This is a genomic window from Bittarella massiliensis (ex Durand et al. 2017) (assembly GCF_009876955.1).
GTDB lineage: Bacteria > Bacillota > Clostridia > Oscillospirales > Ruminococcaceae > Bittarella > Bittarella massiliensis.
Map to the genome: position 1 here is coordinate 28,998 of NZ_WWVY01000003.1, position 23,088 is coordinate 52,085.

Annotated in this window: 21 protein-coding genes and 1 pseudogene; 9 read left to right on the forward strand and 13 right to left on the reverse strand. The window is 65.6% G+C overall.

Annotated features, from left to right (window positions below):
• The first annotated feature begins 15 nt into the window (after positions 1–15).
• On the forward strand, positions 16–600 hold the full coding sequence (locus GT748_RS04015) for a hypothetical protein (protein ID WP_021660327.1): 585 nt from the start codon (positions 16–18) through the stop codon (positions 598–600).
• Between the two features lie 5 nt (positions 601–605).
• Complete coding sequence (locus tag GT748_RS04020; RefSeq protein WP_073261107.1) at positions 606–1,181, forward strand: hypothetical protein; 576 nt, start codon at positions 606–608, stop codon at positions 1,179–1,181.
• Positions 1,182–1,268: 87 nt separating this feature from the next.
• On the opposite strand, the gene GT748_RS04025 is transcribed toward GT748_RS04020, so the two are convergent.
• From GT748_RS04025 to GT748_RS04035, 3 genes are all read right to left on the reverse strand, one after another.
• Positions 1,269–4,154 (reverse strand): hypothetical protein, encoded by a 2,886-nt coding sequence (locus GT748_RS04025; protein ID WP_073261105.1) that lies wholly within the window; start codon positions 4,152–4,154, stop codon positions 1,269–1,271.
• Positions 4,147–4,911 carry a 23S rRNA (guanosine(2251)-2'-O)-methyltransferase RlmB gene (gene rlmB, locus GT748_RS04030; protein WP_021660195.1) on the reverse strand — a complete coding sequence of 255 codons (765 nt, stop codon included), beginning with the start codon at positions 4,909–4,911 and terminating at the stop codon, positions 4,147–4,149. The genes GT748_RS04025 and rlmB overlap by 8 nt, the downstream gene beginning before the upstream one ends.
• A gap of 347 nt (positions 4,912–5,258) precedes the next feature.
• Positions 5,259–5,516, reverse strand: a complete 258-nt coding sequence (locus GT748_RS04035; RefSeq protein WP_044992675.1) for a hypothetical protein — start codon at positions 5,514–5,516, stop codon at positions 5,259–5,261.
• A gap of 609 nt (positions 5,517–6,125) precedes the next feature.
• On the opposite strand from GT748_RS04035, the gene GT748_RS04040 reads away from it, so the two are divergent.
• Together GT748_RS04040 and fba are read left to right on the forward strand one after the other, a co-directional pair.
• The gene (locus tag GT748_RS04040) at positions 6,126–7,061 is read left to right on the forward strand and encodes a DNA-3-methyladenine glycosylase family protein (protein WP_021659648.1); all 936 of its coding nucleotides are present in this window, start codon (positions 6,126–6,128) and stop codon (positions 7,059–7,061) included.
• A gap of 113 nt (positions 7,062–7,174) precedes the next feature.
• Complete coding sequence (gene fba, locus GT748_RS04045; RefSeq protein ID WP_044992674.1) at positions 7,175–8,110, forward strand: class II fructose-1,6-bisphosphate aldolase; 936 nt, start codon at positions 7,175–7,177, stop codon at positions 8,108–8,110.
• A 171-nt stretch (positions 8,111–8,281) separates the two neighbouring features.
• Here fba and GT748_RS04050 read toward each other — a convergent pair.
• From GT748_RS04050 to GT748_RS04065, 3 genes and pseudogenes are all read right to left on the reverse strand, one after another.
• Positions 8,282–9,249 (reverse strand): annotated as a pseudogene (locus GT748_RS04050) (nucleoside hydrolase).
• A gap of 1 nt (position 9,250) precedes the next feature.
• Entirely contained in the window at positions 9,251–9,430 is a 180-nt protein-coding gene (locus GT748_RS04060; protein ID WP_161213365.1) for a hypothetical protein, read from the reverse strand.
• Between the two features lie 93 nt (positions 9,431–9,523).
• Positions 9,524–10,222, reverse strand: coding sequence for a nucleoside hydrolase (locus GT748_RS04065; RefSeq protein WP_021660521.1), 699 nt, complete (start codon positions 10,220–10,222; stop codon positions 9,524–9,526).
• 85 nt (positions 10,223–10,307) lie between these two features.
• Here GT748_RS04065 and GT748_RS04070 point away from each other — a divergent pair, with 85 nt between their 5' ends.
• Positions 10,308–10,916, forward strand: coding sequence for a Crp/Fnr family transcriptional regulator (locus tag GT748_RS04070; protein WP_021660522.1), 609 nt, complete (start codon positions 10,308–10,310; stop codon positions 10,914–10,916).
• A gap of 228 nt (positions 10,917–11,144) precedes the next feature.
• Here the strand turns inward: GT748_RS04070 and GT748_RS04075 are convergent, their stop codons facing one another.
• The 3 genes from GT748_RS04075 to gltX all read right to left on the reverse strand — a co-directional run bounded on the left by GT748_RS04075 (position 11,145) and on the right by gltX (position 15,980).
• Entirely contained in the window at positions 11,145–13,496 is a 2,352-nt protein-coding gene (locus tag GT748_RS04075) for a SpoIIE family protein phosphatase (protein ID WP_161213364.1), read from the reverse strand.
• Between the two features lie 355 nt (positions 13,497–13,851).
• Entirely contained in the window at positions 13,852–14,430 is a 579-nt protein-coding gene (locus GT748_RS04080; protein WP_059003591.1) for a cyclase family protein, read from the reverse strand.
• 95 nt (positions 14,431–14,525) lie between these two features.
• The gene (gene gltX, locus GT748_RS04085) at positions 14,526–15,980 is read right to left on the reverse strand and encodes a glutamate--tRNA ligase (RefSeq protein WP_021660526.1); all 1,455 of its coding nucleotides are present in this window, start codon (positions 15,978–15,980) and stop codon (positions 14,526–14,528) included.
• A gap of 1,025 nt (positions 15,981–17,005) precedes the next feature.
• Here gltX and GT748_RS04090 point away from each other — a divergent pair.
• From GT748_RS04090 to GT748_RS04100, 3 genes are all read left to right on the forward strand, one after another.
• Positions 17,006–18,196, forward strand: a complete 1,191-nt coding sequence (locus GT748_RS04090) for a PLP-dependent aminotransferase family protein (protein ID WP_021660528.1) — start codon at positions 17,006–17,008, stop codon at positions 18,194–18,196.
• Positions 18,197–18,227: 31 nt separating this feature from the next.
• Positions 18,228–19,238 (forward strand): tryptophan--tRNA ligase, encoded by a 1,011-nt coding sequence (trpS, locus tag GT748_RS04095; protein ID WP_021660529.1) that lies wholly within the window; start codon positions 18,228–18,230, stop codon positions 19,236–19,238.
• 203 nt (positions 19,239–19,441) lie between these two features.
• Positions 19,442–19,699 (forward strand): helix-turn-helix domain-containing protein, encoded by a 258-nt coding sequence (locus GT748_RS04100; protein ID WP_161213363.1) that lies wholly within the window; start codon positions 19,442–19,444, stop codon positions 19,697–19,699.
• Positions 19,700–19,832: 133 nt separating this feature from the next.
• Here GT748_RS04100 and GT748_RS04105 read toward each other — a convergent pair whose 3' ends face one another.
• The gene (locus GT748_RS04105; RefSeq protein ID WP_021660532.1) at positions 19,833–20,354 is read right to left on the reverse strand and encodes a spore maturation protein; all 522 of its coding nucleotides are present in this window, start codon (positions 20,352–20,354) and stop codon (positions 19,833–19,835) included.
• Complete coding sequence (locus GT748_RS04110) at positions 20,351–20,980, reverse strand: nucleoside recognition domain-containing protein (RefSeq protein WP_021660533.1); 630 nt, start codon at positions 20,978–20,980, stop codon at positions 20,351–20,353. The genes GT748_RS04105 and GT748_RS04110 overlap by 4 nt, the downstream gene beginning before the upstream one ends.
• A gap of 170 nt (positions 20,981–21,150) precedes the next feature.
• Here GT748_RS04110 and GT748_RS04115 point away from each other — a divergent pair, with 170 nt between their 5' ends.
• Entirely contained in the window at positions 21,151–21,390 is a 240-nt protein-coding gene (locus GT748_RS04115) for an AbrB/MazE/SpoVT family DNA-binding domain-containing protein (protein ID WP_021660535.1), read from the forward strand.
• A 213-nt stretch (positions 21,391–21,603) separates the two neighbouring features.
• Here GT748_RS04115 and GT748_RS04120 read toward each other — a convergent pair whose 3' ends face one another.
• A complete protein-coding gene (locus GT748_RS04120) occupies positions 21,604–22,476 on the reverse strand; it encodes a DUF975 family protein (RefSeq protein WP_161213362.1) in 873 nt (290 codons plus the stop codon).
• A 29-nt stretch (positions 22,477–22,505) separates the two neighbouring features.
• Complete coding sequence (locus GT748_RS04125) at positions 22,506–23,048, reverse strand: cob(I)yrinic acid a,c-diamide adenosyltransferase (protein ID WP_161222315.1); 543 nt, start codon at positions 23,046–23,048, stop codon at positions 22,506–22,508.
• Between the last annotated feature and the right edge of the window lie 40 nt (positions 23,049–23,088).

The window sequence follows — 23,088 nt, forward strand, 5'->3', positions numbered from 1 at the left end:
AGGAGGAAAACTGCCGTGAAAAACAAAAAGGGGCTCATCTTTCTCATCTGCGTCCTCGTTCTGGTGGTGGGGGGCGCCCTGCGCCCCCTCATCATGGACTGGATCTGGTACACCTTTATTGAAAAACCCGTTGTTCTGGATGAAAACCGAGGGGTCGCGGTGTCCCTCTTTCCGGGGGAGTACCCTGTCAATCTCATCTGCAACGGCTACGACTACACCAAAAACGGCGAAAAGATGGCCCTCGACCGGGCCAGGGAGGGGCGGGAACTCCACCAGGCCGAGGGGGTCGTCACCGGCAGTTACAGCAAGAGCGACTATCTGGGCGGTGAGGGGGTTGCCTACAAAACCTACTACTGGGCCTACTCCATCCGCCTGCCTGAGGGCACCGCCGACACCTACCGCATCTTTCCCGCCAGCGACTATGAGCCCAGCGCCTGTATCCGCACCGGCGACGAAATTTCCTTCACCTATTACAAGGACCAGAAGGGCGACCCGGTCATCGACGAGTACCACTGTCCCCAGGCCGAGCAGCGGCTGCAGGCCTGGACCGACGCCCAGAGCGATGAGACCCTGCAAAAAGCCGGGCTCAAAAGGGGGTAACTGCCGTGAAAGACAAAAAGGGGCTCATCTTTTTCATCTGCGTCCTCGTCCTAGTGGTGGGGGTAGTCCTCCGTCCCCTCATCATGGACTGGATTTGGCATACCTTTTTCACCCAGCCCCCACCGGACAACAACAAGGGGGTCGCGGTGTCTGTCTTTCCGGGAGAAGATCCTGTCGACATCCTCTCCAGCGGCTTTGACTACACCAAAAACGGCGAAAAGATGGCCCTCGACCGGGCCTGGGAAGGACGGGAACTTCACCAGGCCGAGGGGGTCGTCGCCGGCAGTTACAGCAATAGCGACTACCTGGGCGGCGAGGGTGCGGCCTACAAGACATATTACACCGCCTACTCCATCCGCCTGCCTGAGGGCACCGCCGACACCTACCGCATCTTTCCCGCCAGCGACTATGAGCCCAGCGCCTGTATCCGCACCGGCGACGAAATTTCCTTCACCTATTACAAGGACCAGAAGGGCGACCTGGTCATCGACGAGTACCACTGTCCCCAGGCCGAGCAGCGGCTGCAGGCCTGGATCGACGCCCAGAGCGACGAGACCCTGCAAAAAGCCGGGCTCAAATAGACCGCTCCGCCTGCCCGAGCAGACAAAGAGAGAGGGGGGNCCCCCCCCCTCTCTCTTTTTATTGCATCGCGGCTTTTTGCCGCAGGGTCACTGTTTTTTCAGGGCGGGCAGGGCCACGGTCAGCACCAGCCAGATAAACTGGTACCCCAGCACCACCGCGGTACTCAGCTGTCCGGCGCCGCCGGTGAGGGCGAAGAGGGCCGCCAGGGCCACCCCCAGTCCCAGCCCCACGAACTGCACCACCAGGGCCGCCAGCACCCCGCTCTTGGCCCCCAGGGCACAGAGGATGCCCTGGGCAAAGGAGAGGAAGGAGCCCATGGTGGTCAGCCCGCAGTCCCCCGGCCGGTCGTCGTGCAGGGCGTCCAGCTGGGCGGCGGTGTGGCTGTGCACCAGGGTGAACATGTCCTCCGGCAGGCCGTAGGTCTCGGAGATGCGGGACACCGTCAGCCCCGGGTCGCCGGTCTTCACCGCAATCAGGGCGCCGGTCCTGTCCAGCCGGGACAGCAGTTGGCCCACCTGCTCGTTGGGGGTGTAGCTGAGGACGAACATGGCCGTCAACTCGCCCGAGGTGGCCAGGTAGAGCAGCTCCCGCTCCCCCTCCTTGCGGTACTTGGCCTCGTAGTCGGCCGAGGGCAGGTCGATGCCGTGGTTGCGCATCAGCTCTCGGTTGCCCACCAGCACCCGCTTGTTCTCGATCCAGCAGGAGTAGCCCATGGCGTTTTCATAGGCAAAGCTGTCGTAGGGCAGCAGGATGTCGGTGCGGTTTTCGATCACCTTCATAAACACCGGCTTCAGGTCGGACTCCCCAGCGCAGAGGACGCTGGCCGCCTTGAGGATGGCCTCGTCGATCCGCTCCCCGCCGAAGGTCTTGATGCCGTGCAGCAGCACGCTCCCCCGGGGAAAGAGGTCGGTGTCGCTGACCACCAGCCCGTTGAGGTCGTACAGCCGCTCCACCGCCGAGTAGCCCGCCAGCACCCCGCCGTAGCGGTTGAGGGTCTTGCAGGTGCGGCTGAAGGGGACGTTGAAGGCAAACATCAAAGAGAAGGGGGCCGACAGGCAAAGCAGCAGGGAGAAGGCCCCCGCCGCCCCCACCAGGTCCTGCTTGAAGAAGTAGAGGCCGCAGCCCACCGCCAGGGAGAGCACCAGGCAGATGCCCGACGCCACCCGCGCCCAGCGGTCGGAGGGGTCTTCGGAAAAGCTGTGGGAGACAAAGCCGTCGAGCACCTGGCTGCGCTTGCGGTAGCAGAGCACCGGCTCGCGGATGGCCAGGTCCTTGACGATGTTTTCCGCCAGGGAGGCCGGCTCCACCATCTCGGTGGTGTACTTGTCGCTGTCCGAGGCGATGAAGCGGTAGTTGCGCAGCACCCGGTGCACCATGTTGAGTTTGCCCATGCAGTTGCAAAAGAGGGAGAACATGGCCACCGACGAGTAGAGAAAGACGTCGGGGCTCTTGAGATAGCCGGGGTTGGCAAAGAGGACCGCCGCCTGCACCAGGCAGCCGAAGAAGGCCAGCCCCACCAGGGAGTCATTGTCCCCCTTGAGGGTAAAGGTGTAGAGAAAGCCGTTGACCACGGTGGAGGTGCAGCAGAACACCCCCGCCAACAGCAGCAATAAGTTGAGCCCCAGGTAGAGATAGGGCCCCTCCCCGGGGGAGAGGAAGGCGGGCACCGGCAGCCCAAAGACCGGCACCAGGTTGTGGTAGCACAGCAGCAGGAAGAGGGCGAAGGTGATGCCCATCCGCATCTTCAGCTTCCCCTTGAGGGAGATCAGTTTCTCCAGGGCGGTGTGCTCGTCCTTGTCGGTGAGGAAGTCCTCCTCGTCCTCGGCCTGGGTGTAGGCCGACTCCTCCTCCCCGGTAAAGGCCTCGGCGTCGCCGATGGCCCCGTGCTCGATGGTGAACTGGGACACCTTGGGCGCCCGCGCCCGGCGCAGCAGCTCCCGGGTGTCCAGGCTCTCGGCCTCGACCACCGCCTGGCGCATCTCCCGGTCCATCCGCTCGCTGATGTCAAAGGTGCCGGAGGGGGCCTCCGCCGCCAGTTCCCGGGCGCGCTTCTCGCTGCGCTCGACAAAGATCTCCTCCTGGCCGGAGACGTTCAGCGGCACCGGCTCGCGGATGGCGCGAAAGACGTCGGTCTCGCTGGCCGGGCGGCGCTCCTGCTGTTCGGGCGCGGGGGCCGCCGGTGCGTCGACCGCCTTTTCTATCCTTTCTCCCTCTCCTTCGCCCTCCGCCTGGGCGGGGGCAGTCGGGACGGGAGTCGATTTTTCCCCGCTCCCGGCAGGGGCGACCGGCTCCGCCTGGGAGACGGGTGCCGCCTCTCCCCCCGCGGGCGCGGGGGTGGGAACCGACTCCCGCGACGGCTCCTCTTCGCCCGCCGGGGCGGGCGGCGCGGCCGGTTCGGGCGTCGCCGGGGAGGCGGTCTCCTCCCGGGCGGCGCGGCCCCAGGAAAACCGCTTCTTTTTGGGGCGGCGCTCCCGCTCCAGGGGCAGGCCCTCGATCTCGGGGACGATGGACTCGGGGGTCTCCTCCCCGCTGAAAAAGCTGGCCACCTTTTTGATGCGCTGGGCCTCATCCACCGCGCTCTCCCGGTGGGGCAGGGCGGAGAAGGGGTGGATCTCCCGGTGGGCCACCGCCTCCCCCTCGGGGACGGCGGCGCCCTCCCCGCCCGGGGCGGGGGCCTGCTCTTCCGGCAGGGGGGCCGGTTTCCGCGGGGCGGCGGTCTCCCGCTCCCCCCCGGCGGAGGCGTGGCGGCTCTCCCACGCGGCCTGCAGGGGGTCGGGGGCAGCGCTCCGCTCGGCCTGTACCTCCCTGACCAGCTCGGCGGCCGAGGGGCGCTTCTCCCCGCCCGGGCGGGGCAGCTTGGGCGCAGGGGTGGAGGATGGGGCCTCCGGCTCCCGCTTGGCCCGCACCTGTTTGAGGATCTCGTCCACCAGGGCGTTTTTGGTCAGCGTGTCGTACTTGCGGTTTTTATCCACGTTCCTTCCCCCTTCCCCTCTCGGCGGCCAGCCGCTGGTTTGCCACCTCGTACAGGACGATTCCCGCGGCCACCGAGGCGTTGAGGGAGGTGATCTTCCCCCGCAGGGGGAGGCTGACGGTGACATCGCACCGCTCCTTCACCAGCTTGGAGACCCCCTCGCCCTCGCTGCCGACCACCAGGCCGACCCCGCCGGCAAAATCGGTGTCCCGGCAGTTCTGGCCGTCCATGTCGGCGCAGTAGAGCCAGAGCCCGGCTTTTTTGAGGCTCTCAATGGCCTGCACCAGGTTCCCCACCCGGCAGATGGCCAGGTGTTCGCAGGCCCCGGCCGAGGTCTTGTAGACCGCCGCCGACAGGGGGGCGCTGCGCCGCTTGGGGAGGATGACCCCGTGGGCGCCGGCGCACTCGGCGGTGCGGATGATGGCCCCCAGGTTGTGGGGGTCTAAAATCCCGTCGCAGAGCACCACAAAGGGGGCCTCTCCCCGCGACCGGGCGATCTCCAAAATCTCCTCGATGGAGCGGTAGGCGATGGGCGCGATCGTGGCCGCCACCCCCTGGTGGGGCACCTCCCCCGCCATCTCGTCGAGCTTCTCCCTCTCCACCTCTTTGAAGGGGACCCCCTTCTCCTTGCAGGCGGCCAGGATCTTGGCCACCCCCTTGGGGCGGGCCCCCCGCTGCAGGTAGACACAGTCCACCCCCCGGCTGCCGCAGAGCGCCTCGTACACGGCGTTGCGCCCGGCTACCAATTCATCGTACATCGCTCATTCTCCCGCTTCTCTATCCCTCGCGGCCCGGCGTTGGCCGGGACCGCGGTGTCTCTGTTTGGCGTTCGGCGTTCCGGCCTTGTTGCCGCCGGCTCACTATCTGTACCAGTATAGCACAGAGGGCCGCCCCCTTTCAATTTTTTGCGGCCTTTTTCGCCCCTGTGCGACAAAAAAAGAGGGGCTCGCACCCCTCCCGTCCCGGGTCCGCCGCGCCCGGCCGATCGGCGGCTCCCCCGCCGCGGGCCCGCCCTGCCAAAAGGGGGTGCGTTCGGCGGGGCCGCGCCGCGCCCTTTGGGAGAGAAAAAAGGGGAGGGCGTCCCTTCGCCCTCCCGCCGCTTCGGTCAGTGGATCAGCCAGTAACAGGCCCCCGCCCCGGCCAAAAAGGCCCCCAGGTAGCGCAGGCCGACAAGCAGCCAGTCCCGCCAGAGCGCCGTCCGCCGGTAACTCACCAGGCCGGAGAGGGCGCCCGTGGCCCTCTGCCGCAGTTGGGCGGCACCCAGGCCGTCCGCCTCTCCCCTCACAATGACAATGGCCCGCTCAAAACAGTCCTCTTTTTGGCCGACGATCTCCACCACCCGCTTGCTCACACCGCGCACCACCCGGCATCTCTCCCTTCTGCCCATTTCTCACCTTTAGGTTTGCCAAATCGGCGGGGGATTTATGCACCCCTCGGGAATTATACCGGTGGTATTTGCTGGAGGTTTCCATAATTTCAGTGGAAAACCCTGTGGAAAGTGTGGAATCTCTCTGTGGAAAACAGGTTGAAACGGTGGAATACCGGGATTTGCAACCTCCTGCACCCCGGTGGAATGTGAATATTATGTAAACTTCGCGGCAATTTCAATGCCTGCATCGCCCCAAAATGCAAGGGGGGAAGGCCCCGTTTTTTCGCCGTTTTTCGAGGCGGTCCCCGGCCGGCATTTCGTGCAATCTGTCTAAACCCCACCAATTGACTCGGATTTTCTCCTCTCCGGCGGTGGGATTTTCCGTTTTCCAACACCCCTTTTTCTGGTATAGTGGGGACAACACAGGGTGACTGCCGGTCCTTTTCCCCCGCCCGGGCCGCCTCCCAGAGGGCCGCCCGGGGGCGGGGGAAAGCCCTTTTTGCGCCCCCCTACAAATGGCGAAAAAAGGGGGGAAATCAGTCCTTGCAAGCCCCCGGCCTTCGCCCTTCATTTTCCGTTTTTTAGAAAAGAGGTGTCTTTTGTATGTCCACTGAATTGCTCCTCCCCTCACCCGCCGGGCTCACCGCCCGCAGGCAGGGGGACCGCCTCCTCCTCACCGGGGAGGAGGGAGAACCGCCCTTTTCCCTGGAGGGCACCCTGCAGTGCGGCCAGTGCTTTGGCTGGTGGCAGGACGGAGAGGGCTGGTGGCAGGGGGTGGTGGGGAACACCTTCTGCCGCGCCAGGGAGGAGGGGGACGCCGTCGTCTTCGCCGGGCTGCGCCCCGGGGAGGAGGGGGCAATCCTCTCCTACTTCGACTGGGACCGGGACTACCGGGCGGCCAGGGAGCTGCTCTGCCGCAACCCGGTGCTGCGCCGGGCGGTGGCCTTTGCCCCGGGCATCCGCCTGCTGCGGCAGGACCCGTGGGAGGCCCTCTGCTCCTTCATCCTCTCCCAGAACAACAACATCCCCCGCATTCAAAAAATCGTCCGCGCCCTCACCGCCCTGCTGGGGCAGCCCCTGGCCCACCCCGACGCGCCGGGGACCGTGCTCCACACCTTCCCTACCGCCGAGCGGCTGGCCCGCTGCACCCTAGAGGAACTGGCCCCCATCCGCGCGGGCTTTCGGGCCAAGTACATTTTGGACGCGGCCCGGCAGGTGGCCACAGGCCGGCTCGATTTGGACGCGGTGGCCGCCCTGCCCCTGGAGGAGGCCCGGGCCGCCCTCTGCCAAATCAGGGGGGTGGGGCCCAAGGTGGCCGACTGCGCCCTCCTCTACGGGCTGGGGCGGTGGGAGGTGGTGCCCATGGACGTCTGGATGAAGCGGGCCATGGCCCAACTCTTTCCCAAGGGCTTTCCCCGCTACCTGCGGGGATATGAGGGGCTGGCCCAGCAGTTTCTCTTTCACTACTGCCGGCTCTGCCCCGGGGCGCTGAAAAGCCGGGCCGCCGGGAGGGCGGCGGGGGGAACGGCCCCTGTTTAAAAAAAGACAAATGCGCCCAGACACCTTTCCAAACGGCCCCGGGTCTGCTATACTAGGGGCTAGGAGGCCGGCGTGTGAGACCGGCCGACAAAAGAATAGGAGCGTGAATTTCTATGCCACTGGTAAATACCCGTGAGATGTTCAAAAAGGCATACGAGGGCGGCTACGCCATCGGCGCCTTCAACGTCAACAACATGGAGATCGTGCAGGGCATCACCGAGGCCTGCAAAGAGCTGCAGGCCCCCGTCATCCTGCAGGTGTCCGCCGGCGCCCGCAAGTACGCCAACCACACCTACCTGACCAAGCTGGTCGAGGCGGCAGTCGAGGAGACCGGCGTCCCCATCGCCCTGCACCTGGACCACGGCAACTCCTTTGAGCTGTGCAAGAGCTGCATCGACGGCGGCTTCACCTCGGTCATGTTCGACGGCTCCCACCTCCCCTACGAGGAGAACGTGGCCGTCGCCAAGCAGGTGGCAGACTACGCCCACCAGTTCGACGTGACCGTCGAGGCCGAGCTGGGCCAGCTGGCCGGCATTGAGGACGACGTGAAGGTCGACGCCGACAAGGCCTCCTTCACCGACCCCGCCCAGGTGCAGGACTTTGTCACCCGCACCGGGGTCGACTCCCTGGCCATCGCCATCGGCACCAGCCACGGCGCCTACAAGTTCAAACCCGGCCAGAAGCCCCAGCTGCGCTTTGACATCCTTGAAGAGGTGTCCCAGCGGCTGCCCGGCTTCCCCATCGTCCTGCACGGCGCCTCCTCCGTGGTGCCCGAGTTCGTCGAGATGATCAACCAGTACGGCGGCGCCATGCCCGACGCCATCGGCATCCCCGAGGAGATGCTGCTGCAGGCCTCCAAGATGGCCGTCTGCAAGATCAACGTCGACTCCGACCTGCGCCTGGCCATGACCGCCGCGGTCCGCAAGTACCTGTGGGAGAACCCCTCTCACTTCGACCCCCGGCAGTACCTGGCCCCCGCCCGCGACGCCATCCGCGAGATGGTCAAGCACAAGATCAACAACGTCTTGGGCTGCGCCGGCAAGGCCTAACCACCGCTCCTATCCCCCGGCAGGCGGCGCTTTCCGCCCCGGGGTGCAAAAAAAGGCACCGGCCGTCTGGCCGGTGCCTTTTTTATCCCCTTCCCCCCAGCGACAGCAGCAGAGAGCCGGCCCCCGACGGGGGCCGGCTCTCTCTGATAGGAAAGGCCGTGGGCGGCCCCGTCACAGGGCGACCCGGTCGAAGAGGTACTGGTGGAAGCCCGCCACGTCAAGGCCGGTGACCACCAGGGAGTTTTCCGGCGCGGGCTCGTCCCCGAAGGCCGGGTCGTAGAGGTTGCCGGGCCGGCAGAAGATGGTGGCCCCCCGGGTGAACTCCCCCTGGGTCTCCACCCGGGTGTGGGCGGGGAAACTCTCCCGAATCAGGTCGGGCCGGGCCAGGACCGCCAGGGCCGCCGGGTCAGGCAGGCCCAGAGAAGGCGCGCCCCCCTGCGCCCGAGCCAGCTCTGTCAGGGTGCGGTTACAGTCCACGCAGAACCGGCCAATCTCGCCGGCTTCCCGCATCTGCTCCATGGCGGCGTCATCCAGCTCGGCCGTGCCGCCGCAGGCCTCCAGGGTCACCAGGGTGATGGGCACCCCAAAGGAGAAAACGATCTGGGCCGCCTCCGGGTCCACCATGATGTTGAACTCGGCACAGACGGTGTGGGGGTTGTGGTAGGGGTGCGCCCCGCCCATGATGGTGATGTGCCGCAGCTTTCTCATGGCCTCGGGGTGCTTGCGGATGGCCAGGGCCACGTTGGTCAGGGGCCCCAGGGTCAGAAGTTCCATCTCCCCCCGGCCGGCATAGCGGGCCAGGGCGTCGGCCCCGTGGCCGGGGGCCGGGGCGAGGGTGGGCTCCCCCAGGGTCCCCAGGTCCCCCATCCCGTCGGCCCCATGGATCTGGTCGGCCGTCTCCAGCTCGCAGAGGAGGGGGCCGGGGCCCCCACATGGACCGGCGGCCGGTAGGTGCCCGCCCGCTCCACCGAGAGGAGGGCGTTTTTGACCGCCAGGGGCAGCTCCACGTTCCCCGCCACGGTGGTGATGGCCAGCACCTGCAAGGTGGGGTCCCGCAGGGCCGCCACCAGGGCGACTGCGTCGTCGGACGCGGTGTCGGTGTCAATGATGATCTTTTTCACGGTACTTTCCTCCTTCACGCTATTTCACCAGCTCGTACAGATATTGGAAAAAGCCCTCCTGGTTCATCTCGTAGACCACCTTTGCCTGGAAGGGCCGGCGGGGCCCCTCGTGCTTGGAGACCGCCTTGAAGTCGGGCAGGCGGTGGTCGCGGACCATCATCCCGTAAGTCAGGTCCGACCCCTGGGTCTCCACCCGCACATAGGCGTCAAAGGAGCCGGTGATGAGTTCGGGCCGGGTGAGGGCCGCCAGGGCGATGGGGTCGGGCAGTCCGATTTGGGGGCCCCCCCGCCGCTAGATGCCCAGCCGGCGCATGGTGTCGTTGCAGGTCACGCAGAACCACCCCCGCTCGGAGACGGCCTCCAACTTGGCCATCTCCTCTGGCCCCAGGTTGCCCGCCTTGTGGCAGGCCTCGATGGTGGCGATGGTCAGGGGGATGCCCGAGCGGCAGACGATGTCCGCCGCCTCGGCGTCCACCCAGAAGTTGAACTCGGCGGTGGGGCTGGTGTTGCCGTAAAAAGCCGCGCCCCCCATGGCGGTGATCCGCGGCACCCGCTTCATGGTCTCCGGCTCCTGCATGATGGCCAGGGCCAGGTTGGTCAGGGGCCCCAGGGTCACGATCTCAATGTCCCCCTCCCCCTCTCTGACCAGCCGCAGGATGGCGTCCACCGCGTGGGTGCGCTCGGCCTCCACCTCCGGGGCGCGAAAACAGGTTTGGTCCCCCATCCCGTCTTTGCCGTGGATCCCCTCGGCGCAGCGCAGAGGGCGGCAGAGGGGGTGGTCCGCCCCCGGGTAGATGGGCGGCCGCGCCCCTCCGGCGTAGGTGACGCTGAGGCAGGCGTTTTTGGTGGCCAGCTCCAGCGGGACGTTCCCCGCCACGGTGGTGATGGCCAGCACCTGCAAGGTGGGCTCCCGCAGGGCCATGACCAGGGCCACCGCGTCGTCGGACGCGGTGTCGGTGTCGATGATGATTTTTTTGCGCGCTGTCTGCATGTGTGATCTCTCCTCTCTCAATTGACAAATGGATGCCGCCCCCCTATCATAAAAGAAAAAAGGGGGTGGGCCTGTAGACAACGTTTTGGAATACCTGGTGCAGCGGGACCTGCTGGGGCACTTTGTCCCCTTTGCCTGCAAAAACGGGGAGGCCATTTTGCTGCAGGGGGAGGTGCCCGAGTGGGCCTGCCTTCTCACCGAGGGGGAGGCGGTGGTCCGCACCCTGGACCCCGACGGCTTTTCCGCCATCCTTTACCGCTACCGGCCGGGGGAGATCTTCGGCGACCTGGAGATCGTCTGCCGCCAGCGGGTCATCACCACCGTCTTTGCCGCGGGGGATTGCCGGGGCTGCCGCATCGGCGGGGCGGCGCTTTTGGCCCTTTTGCAGCGGGACGCGGGGCTCGCCCTGCGCCTCTACGAAAAGACCGCCCGCCAGCAGCTGAACCAGTCGCTGGAGCGCACCGGCGCCAAGGGAAAGACGGTGGCCGTCCGCCTGGCGGCCCTCCTGCTGGCCAATGCCGACGAAAACGGGGTGGTCACCCTGCCCAAACAGGAGATGGCCGACGCCCTCTTCACCACCCTGCGCGGCGTCCACCGGGCCCTGCAAAAGCTGGAACAGGCGGGGTTGGTGCGGGCGGACCGCCGGGCGGTGACCCTTCTTGCGCGGGAGGAACTGGCCGCACTTACAGTATAAGAGCCCCCTTCTAAAAAGAAAAAGACCGCCGTCTATTTTTTCGCAAAACAGACGGCGGCTTTTTTGTGCACCTTTGCAGAGGGGCCGGGCGCGCGGCAGCGCCCCCTTCGCCGGCAAGAGGGCGGAAGGGGGCGCTGTCACAAAAAGAGGAGATGGTATGCAGGGCCGCTGGACGCCCCTCCCCCGCTGACCGGGCAGGGGAGGGGGCGTCCCCGGCGGGGGAAACGCCTATTGGGCCGAGACCCGGAAGCAGATGGCGGTGATGTCGTCGCGCTGGCCAGCGGCGTGTTTGGCCAATTGGCAGATGGCCTGGGCGATCTCCTCGGGCTCTCTGTCCTTTAAAAGGGCCAGCTGCTGGGCGATGAGGGCCTCGTCCTCCCCCACTGCGCCGTCGCTGACCATCAGCACCAGGTCGCCGGCCTTGAGGCGGGCGGCGCTCTTGTCCAGCGCCACGCTCTGGAGGATGCCGATGGGCAGGGAGGGCTTGCCCAGCCGGGCGGCCCGGCCGCCCCGCAGCAGGTAGGTGCAGGGGCTGCCCCCCTTGACAAAGAGGGCCTCGCCGGTAAAGCAGTCAAAGCGCATCAGGTCGATGGTGGAGACCGCCTCGTCCCCGGTCTTGACCGCCAGGGCGCTGTTGATGAGCTCCACCGAGCCGTCGATGTCAAAGCCCGAGCGCAGCACGGTGGAGACCACCGAGCAGGTCATGGTGGAGTCGATGGCGGCGAAGTCGCCGGTGCCCATCCCGTCGGAGAGGACGCAGTAGCAGTAGCCGTCCTCCCCCGAAAAGACGTCGAAGCTGTCGCCGCAGCGGCCGTCCGCCGCCAGCTGGCAGACCCCGTGCTCCAGCACCAGGGGCGGGCGCTCGTTGAGGGTGAGGTAGCTGCCGTCCAGGGTCTTTTTGAGCACCCCCTCGTCAAAGTTGCGCTCGCAGTAGTCCGAGAGCTCCTCCGAGATGTAGCGCTGCTGCTTTTCACTCAGGTCGTTATCCAGCTTGAGCTCGATTTTGGCCCCTTTCTGGCGGGAGGTGGTGCAGAGGACGTCCTTGGGCGCAAAGCCCAGGTCGGTGAGGAGATTGGCGATCTGGCGGCTGGATTGCATGTCCACGTCGTCCATGCTCTCCACCTGTTCGCCCATCCCCGCCAGCAGTTTGGAGAGGCTGTCCATCTGGCCGATGACCCCGCTCTTGACATAGGACATCTTCCTCCCCACCGCCCGGTTTTGCAGGTAGCGCTCATAGCCCTCCTCCACCGCCTGCAGCAGGGGGGCCAGCTTGACACAGCGCTTGACAAAATAGGGGGGCAGGTCCTCCCCGGAGAGCTGGCCCTGCTGCCCCAGCACCTCCATCCCCTTGTTGAGACAGTCGCAGGTCTCGGTGTATTGCTGCTCCCAGCAGAAACTGCACAGCCCGCAGTTTTTGCAGACCTTGTCGGCGGCGCAGTGGTAGACCTGGGAGATGTCCTCCCCGCCCAGGGTGTCCAGCCGCTTGTAGAGGGTCTGGATCTTGTGGGAGATGGTGGAGAGGGAGGCGGCGGTGGACTGCAGCTTGTAGCTCACCATCCGCTTGACCCGCTCGCTCTTGACCAGGCTGTCCGCCCCCTCTCCCAGGGGCAGGGCCCCCAGCAGCCTCCCCGGCAGGAGGAGGAAGAGGGCGCAGCCCACAAACCACTCCACCACCAGCCCGCCCGAGAGCTCCTGCGCCGGCAGGAAGGTGGCGACAATGGTGCAGCAGACCCCAAAAGAGAGGGCGCAGAGCACCTTGTTCTGCCGCGCGAAGAGGCCCGCAACTAGCCCGCCCAGGGGGAAGGCCCCCATGAACAGCAGCATCTGCGGCCCCGAGAGGGAGATGGCCAGCGCCATCAGCACCCCCGCCACCGCGCCGGTGGACTCCTTGCCCAGGTAGGCGGCCACCAGGGTGAAGACCACCGCCGCCATCCGCCCCACCGAGAGGCCCAGCACCGCGATCCCGTCGAGGGCCATCAACCCGCAGGCCAGGCAGATGAAGAGACTGGCCAGTTGTAGGTTGGAAAAGCCTTTGAGGCTCTTTCCTTGGGAGAAGGCTGCGGCGGTGACGGTGAAGAAGTAGCAGACCCCCATGGTCAGCAGCGCCTCGCTGGCGGACAGGGCCAGCCGGTCGGGCGCCAACCCGACCGCCGAGGCCAGCCCCACCCGGGCGATGAGCACCCCCAGGCCGCAGGCGGTGATCTTCGGCCAGGCCGCCCGCCGGTCCTCCGCCCGGAAGGCCAGGGCCCAGCGCAGCACCACCGTCAGCAGCGCCGCCGCCAGGTAGGTGAGCCCCGTCTCCAGCGGGGTGAGCAGCAGGTAGCCGCAGAAGGCGCCGGTGGCGCTCCAGAGCAGATAGTCGCCGGGGACCGCCGCCAGAAAGGCGATGGCCAGGGGGGACATCTCCCCCAGCAGCGAGGCCCCCGCCAGCACAAAGCCCACGGCGAACACCCCCGCCTGCCGCAGCAAAAAGGCGTGGCGGTGGGCCATCTGGGCCAGCCAGCTGCGCTGGCTCTCCCCCTTCTTCCCCGCCCTGCCCCGGGCCAGCCGCCCGGCGGCTGTAAACAGCATCCCTCTCATGGCCAATTCCTCCCTGGTTTGCGCATCTTCCCTTCCCCCGGCGCATACACATAGGGGGGAGGGGTGTCGGTCCTCTTTGGTACATTCAGTATAGAGGGCCGGCGGGTGGAAATTCTGTCGCAGCGGGCATGGGGAAAAATAGCCCTTTGCGGCGAGGGAGGTGGGAGAAGGGCCCCTTTTGGGAAAAGGGGGCGCTTTTTCTCGGGAAGGGGCGCAAAAAAGGCGGCCCTTTCGGGCCGCCTCTCTCTGTTTGATAGGGATCGCCATCCAACGGGGCCGCCCAAGCAGGCGCCGGGCGCTCGCGGGGAACGCCCTCCCGTTCGCCGCGCAGAGGAATGGGCGGAGGACCTGTCCCCTACTCCTCCCCCTCGGGCAGCTCGGCCACCACCCGACAGGGCAGGCCGCTCATCTGGGCGAAGTTCACCGGGAAGGTGTAGAGGGTGCAGCCCGCCCAGGGCGCGCCCCGCAGCACTCCCTGCAGGTTGCAGAGGTTCTCCACCACAAAGGCCCCCCGGTCGGCGCAGCGCTGGTCGGCGGGGGTGTGTTCCCTGCCCCGGCGGATGCCGGCGCAGTCGATGCCCAGGAGGGAGACCTCCCGCTCCAGCAGGGCGTCGATGAGCCGCTGGGAGAGCTGGGGGTGCTCCTTGAAGTAGGCGGGGGTGGCGTAGCCCTCCCGCTCGAGCCAGCCGGTGGAAAAGAGAACGGCGTCGCCGGGGAGGACCCGCTCCAGGGGCAGGTCCTCCGGCTCAATGTCCCGCCCCGCCACCGCCGACACGTCGAGCACCAGCGCCGGGCGGCGGAGAAACGCCAGGGGGAAGACCTTGTCCATGACGTCAAAGTGGGTGCCCAGGTGGCCGGTGAGGGCCTTTTTTTCATTCCCCTGGGCGTCCTTGGTGTGTTCTGGGGTGACTTTGAGGGTGAGGTCGACAAACACGTTCACTCGCTCCTTTCGCGGCGGGGCCGCACACAGAAAAAGGGGGCCGCAGGGTCCCGCGGCCGTCCCTTCTCTTTTAAGAGGGGATCTGCCCGTCAGCCCTGCAGCTGGGCGATGCCCTTGCGGATGCGGGCGAGGGACTCCTCCTTGCCCAGGATGACCGCCATCTCCACCCCGCCGCCGGGGGTGAAGGACTTGCCGGTGAGGGCCACCCGCAGCGGCCAGAGGACGGCGCCGTTTTTGACCCCCAACTCGGCGATGAGGGCAAAGAGGGCGTCATGGACCGGCGCGAGGGTGAAGTCCTCGATCCCCTCCAGCACCGGCAGCACCTTCTGCAGGGCGTCCAGGGAGGTCTCGGCGTTGGTCTTCATCTTCTTGTGGGTGTAGAGGTCGTTGCTGTAATCGGGCAGGGCGTCGATGAAGTCCAGCTGAGGGGGCACCTCTTCCAACACCTCGGTGCGGGCGTGCAGCACCTGGGCCAGCAGGTGAAAATCGATGTCCTCCCGGGCGACGCCCTTCTTCATCCAGGGGAGAACGGTCTCGTAGAAGGTCTCCTCGTCCATCCGCCGCAGGTACTCGGCGTTGATGTAGCGCAGTTTCTGGGAATCGAAGATGGCGGGGGACTTGGAGATGTCCTCGGGGGAGAACTCCCGCACCAGTTCATCGAGGGTGAAGATCTCCTCCTCGCCCTTGGGGTTCCACCCCAGCAAAGCGATGTAGTTGAGGACCGCGTCCTTTAAATAGCCCTTGGCCACCAGGTCTTCAAAAGAGGCGTCGCCGTTTCGCTTGGAGAGCTTTTCGGTGGCGTTTTTCATCACCGGCGGGCAGTGGATGTAGACCGGGATCTCCCACCCGAAGGCCTGGTAGAGGAGGTTGTACTTGGGGGTGGAGGAGAGGTACTCGTTGCCGCGGATGACGTGGGTGATCCCCATCAGGTGGTCGTCCACCACGTTGGCGAAGTTGTAGGTGGGCATCCCGTCGCGCTTGATGAGCACCTGGTCGTCGAGGGTGCTGTTCTCGACGGTGATGTCCCCGAAGATCTCGTCGTGGAAGGTGGTCGTCCCCTCCAGCGGCATCTTCTGGCGGATGACATAGGGCTCTCCGGCGGCGAGGCGGGCCTCCACCTCCTCCTTGGAGAGGTTTCGGCAGTGGCCGTCGTAGCGGGTGGGTTGGCCGGAGGCCTTTTGGATGGTCTTCATCTGCTCCAGCCGGTCCTTGTCGCAGAAGCAGTAGTAGGCGTGGCCCGACTCCACCAGTTGCTTGGCGTAGTCGATGAACATCCCCATCCGCTCGCTCTGCACATAGGGGCCCACCGGGCCGCCGATGTCCGGGCCTTCATCCCACCGCAGGCCGCACTGGCGCAGGGTGTTGTAGATGATGTCCTCGGCCCCCTCGACCTTGCGCTGCTGATCGGTGTCCTCGATGCGCAGGATGAAGGTGCCGCCGTCTTTCTTGGCCACCAGATAGGCGTACAGGGCGGTGCGCAGGTTGCCCACGTGCATGTAGCCGGTGGGGCTGGGCGCAAACCGGGTGCGAACTTTGCCTTCCATTCTCTTTACCACCTTTTCTTCTCTTCAAATCAAAACTGCCCAGCCGCCGGGGCGGGCGCTGCTGCGGTGTGCAGTCGGCCGGCGCCGCACAAAAAAGGCGGCGGCAGCCACCTGCCCTTATAGTACAGTCTGGGCCGGCATTTGTCAATTTATCGGCTGCCGGCCAGGGGATTTTCGGCGCTTTGCAGGGGCGGGGGGATTTTCTCCCCTCGCTCTTTGTGGTATAATGGCCGCAACGCGGCTATGATGCCAACGGCAGTCAGGCAGATGCAAAAAAGTCCCTGGTCCCATGGCCTGTACCACGCGCGCGGCGCATCGGCGGCATCCAAACCGCAGCGCGGCCATGACACCGGTGGCCGGGCGGATATGTGCAAATGCCTCTGCTCCCCGCCCCATGGCCTGTACCACGCGTGCGGCGCGCCGGTGGCATCCAAACTGCAGCGCGGCCATAATACCGGCGGCGGCCGGGCGGATGTGCAAACACCTCCGCTCCCCGCCCTATGGCCCATACCACGCGCACGGCGCGCCGGTGACATCCAAACCGCAGCGCGGCCACGATACCGTCGGCGGCCGGGCGGATGTACAGACGCCTCCGCTCCCCGCCCCATGGCTTGTACCACACGGGTGGCGCGCCGGTGACATCCAAACCGCAGCGCGGCCATGATACCGGCGGCCGGGCGGATGCACAGACGCCTCCGCTCCCCGCCCCATGGCTCATACCACACGGGTGGCGCGCCGGTGACATCCAAACCGCAGCGCGGCCATGATACCGGTGGCCGAGCGGATGCACAGACGCCTCCGCTCCCCGCCCCGTGGCCCATACCACGCGCACGGCGCGCCGGTGACATCCAAACCGCAGCGCGGCCATGATACCGGCGGTGGCCGGACAGATGTACAGACGCCTCCGCTCCCCGCCCCATGGCCTGTACCGTTTCCCGCTGCGCGCCTCTGGCATTCTCAGCCGCACCCATCCCCCGGCCCGGCCCATCGAGGCCCGGCTGGGACCGTGAAAAGGAGGAACCGTCATGTCCTACCCCATCTCGCACAAGATGTCGACCCTCAAGCCCTCGGTGATCCGGGAGATCCTCAAGTACTCGTCCGACCCGAACGTCATCTCCTTCGCCGCCGGCAACCCCGCGTCCGAGACCTTCCCGGTGGAGAAGATCGCCGCCATCACCGCCGACATCCTGCAAAAAGACCCCACCGCCGCCCTGCAGTACTCCCTCAGCGAGGGCTATCCCGCCCTGCGCACCACCTTGGAGCGATGGCTGGCCCAGGACTACGGCATCGACTTTTCCGAAAACACCCTGCTCATCACCTCCGGCGCCCAGCAGGGCATCGACCTGGTGACCAAGTGCCTGTGCGACGAGGGGGACACGGTGCTGGTGGAGAAACCCACCTTCATCGGCGCCCTCAACACCTTCCGCTCCTACGGGGTGCAGTTGGCCCCGGTGGAGCTGGAGGACGACGGCCTCTCCCTCGCCAGCCTGCGATCCGCCTGGGAGGGGGCCCACAACCCCCGCTTCCTCTACATCATCCCCACCTTCCAAAACCCCAGCGGGGTGGTCACCTCGCTGCAAAAGCGCCAGGCCATCCTCGACTTTGCCCGGGCCCACGACCTGCTGATTTTGGAGGACAATCCCTACGGCGACCTGCGCATCGACGGGGAGCCGGTGCCCACCATCAAGTCCCTCGACCGGGGGGGCGACCGGGTCATCTACCTGGGCAGCTTCTCCAAGATCCTGGCCCCCGCCCTGCGGGTGGGCTTTGTGGTGGCCCGGGACGAACTGGCCTCCAAACTGGCGGTGGCCAAGCAGACCACCGACGTACACTCCAACTCCCTGGCGCAGATCATCTGCAACGAGTTCCTCACCCGCTGGGACGTAAACGAGCACATCGCCCGGCTGCAGGCCACCTACCGCAAAAAGGCCCAGACCATGTGCGAGGCCATCGACCGCTACCTGGGGGGCAAGGTCACCTACCGCAAGCCCCAGGGCGGCCTGTTTCTCTGGTGCACCCTCCCCGATGAAATCGACATGCTGGATTTCTGCGAGCGGTGCGTCAAGGCCGGGTTGGCCCTGGTGCCGGGCAGCGCCTTCTACACCGACGAGAGCCAGCCCTGTCACTCCTTCCGGGTCAACTACTCCACCCCCAGCGACGAGGAGATCGTCAAAGGGGTGCAGATCATGGCGGAAATTGTAAAAACTTTTGCATAAATTACGTTTAGTATAGAAAAGAGGAGCATTTATGGAACAGAGCACGACCCCGCGCAAAAAGGTCATCTTCAGCGGCATCCAGCCCACCGGGGTATTCACCCTGGGCAACTATCTGGGGGCGGTGAAGAATTGGGGTCCCCTGCAAGACGAGTACGACTGCACCTACTCGGTGGTGGACCTGCACGCCATCACCGTCAAACAGGACCCGGCCAAGCTGCGCCGCCAGACGCTGGACTGCTACGCCCTGCTCATCGCCTGCGGCATCGACCCCCAGAAGAGCCTGCTCTTCATCCAGAGCCACAACCCCGCCCACAGCCAGCTGGCCTGGGTCCTCTCCTGCTTCACCCAGTTCGGCGACCTGGGGCGGATGACCCAGTTCAAGGAGAAGAGCCAGAAGCACCCCGACGACATCAACGCCGGGCTCTTCACCTACCCGGTGCTGATGGCCGCCGACATCCTCGCCTACGGCACCGACCTGGTGCCGGTGGGGCAGGACCAGAAACAGCATCTGGAGCTGGCCCGGGGGATCGCCAACCGCTTCAACGGCCGCTTCGGCGAGACCTTTGTGGTGCCCGAACCCTACATCCCAAAGACGGCGGCCAAGATCATGTCCCTCACCGAGCCGGAGAAAAAGATGAGCAAGTCCGACCCCAACCCCAACGGCTTCATCTCCATCCTCGACGAGCCGGACGTCATCCTCCGCAAATTCAAAAAGGCGGTCACCGACTCCGAAGGGGTGGTCTGCCGCCGGGAGGGGAAGGCCGGCATCAACAACCTGATGTCCATCTACTCCGCCATCACCGGCAAGGACTTCGACGAGATCGAGCGGGAGTTTGCCGGCAAGGGCTACGGCGCCTTCAAGATGGCGGTGGGCGAGACCGTCAGCGACGAGCTGGCCCCCATCCGCGAGGCCTTCGCCCGGCTGTCGAAGGACAGGGAATACCTGGAAGAATGCTACACCAAGGGCGCGGAAAAGGCCTGCCGCGCCACCGCCAAGATGCTGCGAAAGGTCTACAAAAAAGTGGGCTTCATCGGCCTGTAAAACACCTGTGCAACCGCGCATTCCATGCGCCCGAGAGGGTGGGAGAAGCAGTGGCTTCCCCCGCCCTCTCTTTTTTTATCCCCTCTTCCCACAGCCGCGCGACCCTGACATTAGGCGAATGTCACCCTCTCTCCCGGGCAAACCTATAATAAAACTGGCTTGAAAAAACGCCTGTGTAAGGTGAGCGAGAAGGTGATACGACCATGTACAAGAACAAAGCTCCGGACGGCCGCAACAACCTTTGCGGCAAGCAGATTGCCCGGCTGCGCAAACAGATGCGGCCCCGGGTGTCCCAGCGACTGTTGGCCGAGCGGCTGCAGGTGCTCGGCCTGGATCTGGACAAGAACGCCATCCAGCGCATCGAAAACGGGAGCCGTTTTGCGACCGACGTGGAGTTGGCGCAGATCGCCCAGCTGTTGCAGGTCTCGATGGAGGAGCTGACAGAAGGGCGGACCGGTTGAGCGCCCTCCCTGCCCGCGGGGAAGGGACCCGACCGGCCAAAAGACCGCCTCCCCCTGATCCGAAAGGGGAAGGCGGCCCAAAAAGGGGCGCAGACACCGCGTGCGGCGGGCCTGCGCCCCTCCTTTTTCGCCCTTAGCCCGCCGCGCCGAAGAAAAGGCGCACCAGCAGGGCGCTGCAGACAAAGCCCGCCAGGTCGGCCGAGAGGGCCGAGGGCAGGGTGTGCCGGGTCTTTTTCACATGGGTCACCCCGTAGTAGACCGCCAGGGTGTAAAAGGTGGTCTCGGTGGAGCCCATGAGCACACTGGCCACCCGGCCGATGTAGCTGTCCGGCCCAAAGGACTGGAGCACGTCCTGAAAGATGACCATTGCCCCACTGCCCGAGATGGGGCGCAGGAGGGCCAGGGGGATGATCTCCCGCGGGATCTGCAGCAGCGATGCCACCGGCGCCAGCCCCGCCTGCAGGAGGTCCAGCGCCCCGGAGGCCTTGAACATCCCCACGGCGGTCATCAGCCCCACCAGGGAGGGGAGCACCCGCAGGATCACCTTGGCGTTCTCCCCCGCCCCCTCCATAAAGGCGTCAAAAACCGGCACCTTCTGCGAGATGCCGTAGAGGGCAAAGGCGCAGAGGAGCAGGGGCACCACATAGGCGGTCACGGCCGGCTCCCCCCCTTGGCGATCCGGCGGGCGGCCGACTTGGTCCCCCGGGTGCGGGTGGCGCCCCGCAGGGCGCGGTTGACCAACAGCCCCGCCGCCAGGGCGAGGACGGAGCAGAGCCAGACGCAGGTGATGATCTCCATGGGGTTTTGGCTGCCCGCCTTGAGCCGCAGGGTGGCCGCGGTGGTGGGGATGAGCTGCAGCGAGGCGGTGTTGAGCACCACAAAGGTGATCATGTCGTCAGAGGCGCTCTCCCCCTCGCCGTTTTGCCGGTCCAGCTCCCGCATGGCGGTAAGGCCCAGGGGGGTGGCGGCGTTCCCCAGCCCCAGGAGGTTGGCCATCAGGTTCATGGAGATGGCGGCAAAGGCGGGGGAATCCCGCCGCACCCCCCTGAAAAGCCTGCCCACCAGGGGGTAAAACCAGCCGGAGATCTTTTCGGTCAGCCCCGATTTCTCGGCGATGTTCATCACCCCGCCCCAGAGACAGAGGGAGCCCAGCAGGGTGATGGACAGCTCCACCGCCTTGATGCACTCCCCCATGGCGGCGGCCGAAACCCCCTCCATCCGCCCGGTGAGGGCCCCGCAGATCACCGACAGAACGAGCATCCCCACCCATATATACGTCATCACGAAAATCCGCCCCTCTCTCGAGGATAAATATGTCAAGAGTGTAAATTGTATTCCTTTCTCCCATTTATTTACTTGAAAAAATTGACAAATCGACGCCCTTTGACTATAATAATCTCAGTTCCCACATTTTTTGCAGTTTTATATCGACAAGAAGGAGAGAAATAGCAATGAAATCTACTGGCATTATTCGTGAGATGGATGAACTCGGCCGCATCGTGATCCCCATTGAGCTGCGCCGCAGCCTGGACATGACCAAGGGGACCAACATTGAAATTTTTGTGGAGGACGATGTCATCAGCCTGCGCAAGGTCAAAGACAGCTGTGTCTTCTGTGGCTCGGACAAGGACCTGGTCAACTACATGGACCGCCTGGTCTGCAGCGATTGCATTGAGAAGTTGAAAAAATAGACTTCTTCTCCCCTCGCTTGCCCTCTTTGTTTTTCATACAAGTTTTGCACTTCGCGTTTTCCTCACGCGGCAAGAAGGCGGCGCCTCGGCGCCGCCTTCTTTGCGCCCTAAAAAGCCGGCTGCCCACGGGGCGGCCCGGCAAAAGAAAGAGCCGCACCGGATCGTCGCCGGTGCGGCTCTTTCCTTTGCCCTGTTGGGGCAGACGGCGCTGTTTTAGGCACCGCCCTCCCTCTGCGCCGCCCCCTGCGCCGCCCGCTGCGCCGGGCAGCCGTAGGCGGTGAAGTCCAGCTCCCGCAGCCAGCAGTGGGCGTAGAGGGCGGTGCTGGTGGAGAGGTGGGGGAAGAAGTAGAGGATGGGGATCACCAGCAGGGAGAGGAGGGCCCAGGGCAGGAAGGAGAGGTAGAGGAAGAACAGTTCCCCCCGGCGGCTGGCCATCTCCTTGACCGAGATGTGAAAGGCCTTTCGCACCGGGATGTCGGAGCGGGAGATGACGATGTACTTGGCCAGAAAGTAACGGGTCAGAAAGTAGACCAGCAGCGGTACCGTCAGGGCCATCAACAGCAGGGAGAGGATGATGACCACCGCCCCCAGGGCGGTGAAGAGGGTGCTGTCGGTGGAGATGTAAAAGTAGTACCCGGCCCACAGCAGCCCCGCCGAGGGGGCCAGCATGCAGACGCTGTAAAAGGCGCTGCGGGCAATCAGGTTGAGGGCGTACCAGATGCTCCGCCCCATCCGCCGCAGACTGCCGAAATAGTGAAAGACATCCCACACCGGGGCGTCGGGGTCCAGGGCCACATTCCAGTACCAGCGGTGCTGGCCCAGGTAGAGGGGGGCCAAGACCAGCCCCCGCAGCAGCCAGATGGCGAGGATGACCGAAGCGCTGAGGATCACCACCGGGGCGTCAAAGGGGACCTCCTCCAGGGCGAAGAGGTCGGAGAGGCCCCAGATGTTGAGGGTCTGCGCACAGATGCGCTCCACCAGGGTGAAAAACATCAGCACCGATACCACCATGAAGAGGACGGCCATGGCCTTGCCGATTTGGTGGCGGAGGATCTTTTTCGAGTCCCGCTTGATGCTCTGTCTCAACTCGCTCGCTCCCTCCCTTCCCATCAGCGTCAAAACTCGATCCCCTTGCGGGCGGGGACGCCCCTCTCAAAGGGGTGCTTGCGGCAGCACATCTCGGTGCAGTAATCGCTCTGTTCTACCAGGGCGGGCGGGGCGTCCCGCCCGGTGAGCACCACTTCGGTCCCCGAATCCCGGCCTGCGAGGAGGGCGAGCACCTGCCCCTCCTCCACCAGGCCCAGGGAGAGGGCGGCCATGATCTCGTCGCAGACCACCAGCCGGTAGGTCCCGCCGGCAGCCGCCGCGGCCGCCGGGGCCAGCAGCTCCTGCTGCTGGGCCCGGCAGGCCGCCTTCTCCCCCTCGTCCATGGCAAAGTAGAACTTGCCGCTGGTGCGGGGCGAACACACCTGGGCCCCCAGGCGGCGCAGGCTTTCCAGCTCGGCCGAGTCGCCGCCCTTTAAAAACTGGGTAAAGTAGACTCGCTCCCCCGCGCCCAGCGCCCGGACACACAGCCCCACCGAGGCGGTGGTCTTCCCCTTGCCGTCCCCCGTGTAGATGTGTACCAGGCCCAACTGCTCTCTTCTCTCTTCCGCCATCACGCGACCGCCTTTCTCTCCATGGGGCCACAGGCCCCGC

What these genes read in the sequence shown, in the direction of transcription:
- gltX (WP_021660526.1), bottom strand. Translation starts at nt 15,980, where the DNA reads ATGGAAGGCAAAGTTCGCACCCGGTTTGCGCCCAGCCCCACCGGCTAC.
- GT748_RS04100 (WP_161213363.1), top strand. Translation starts at nt 19,442, where the DNA reads ATGTACAAGAACAAAGCTCCGGACGGCCGCAACAACCTTTGCGGCAAG.
- GT748_RS04125 (WP_161222315.1), bottom strand. Translation starts at nt 23,048, where the DNA reads ATGGCGGAAGAGAGAAGAGAGCAGTTGGGCCTGGTACACATCTACACG.
- rlmB (WP_021660195.1), bottom strand. Translation starts at nt 4,911, where the DNA reads ATGTACGATGAATTGGTAGCCGGGCGCAACGCCGTGTACGAGGCGCTC.
- GT748_RS04065 (WP_021660521.1), bottom strand. Translation starts at nt 10,222, where the DNA reads ATGCAGACAGCGCGCAAAAAAATCATCATCGACACCGACACCGCGTCC.
- GT748_RS04075 (WP_161213364.1), bottom strand. Translation starts at nt 13,496, where the DNA reads ATGAGAGGGATGCTGTTTACAGCCGCCGGGCGGCTGGCCCGGGGCAGG.
- trpS (WP_021660529.1), top strand. Translation starts at nt 18,228, where the DNA reads ATGGAACAGAGCACGACCCCGCGCAAAAAGGTCATCTTCAGCGGCATC.
- GT748_RS04040 (WP_021659648.1), top strand. Translation starts at nt 6,126, where the DNA reads ATGTCCACTGAATTGCTCCTCCCCTCACCCGCCGGGCTCACCGCCCGC.
- GT748_RS04110 (WP_021660533.1), bottom strand. Translation starts at nt 20,980, where the DNA reads ATGACGTATATATGGGTGGGGATGCTCGTTCTGTCGGTGATCTGCGGG.
- GT748_RS04115 (WP_021660535.1), top strand. Translation starts at nt 21,151, where the DNA reads ATGAAATCTACTGGCATTATTCGTGAGATGGATGAACTCGGCCGCATC.
- fba (WP_044992674.1), top strand. Translation starts at nt 7,175, where the DNA reads ATGCCACTGGTAAATACCCGTGAGATGTTCAAAAAGGCATACGAGGGC.
- GT748_RS04090 (WP_021660528.1), top strand. Translation starts at nt 17,006, where the DNA reads ATGTCCTACCCCATCTCGCACAAGATGTCGACCCTCAAGCCCTCGGTG.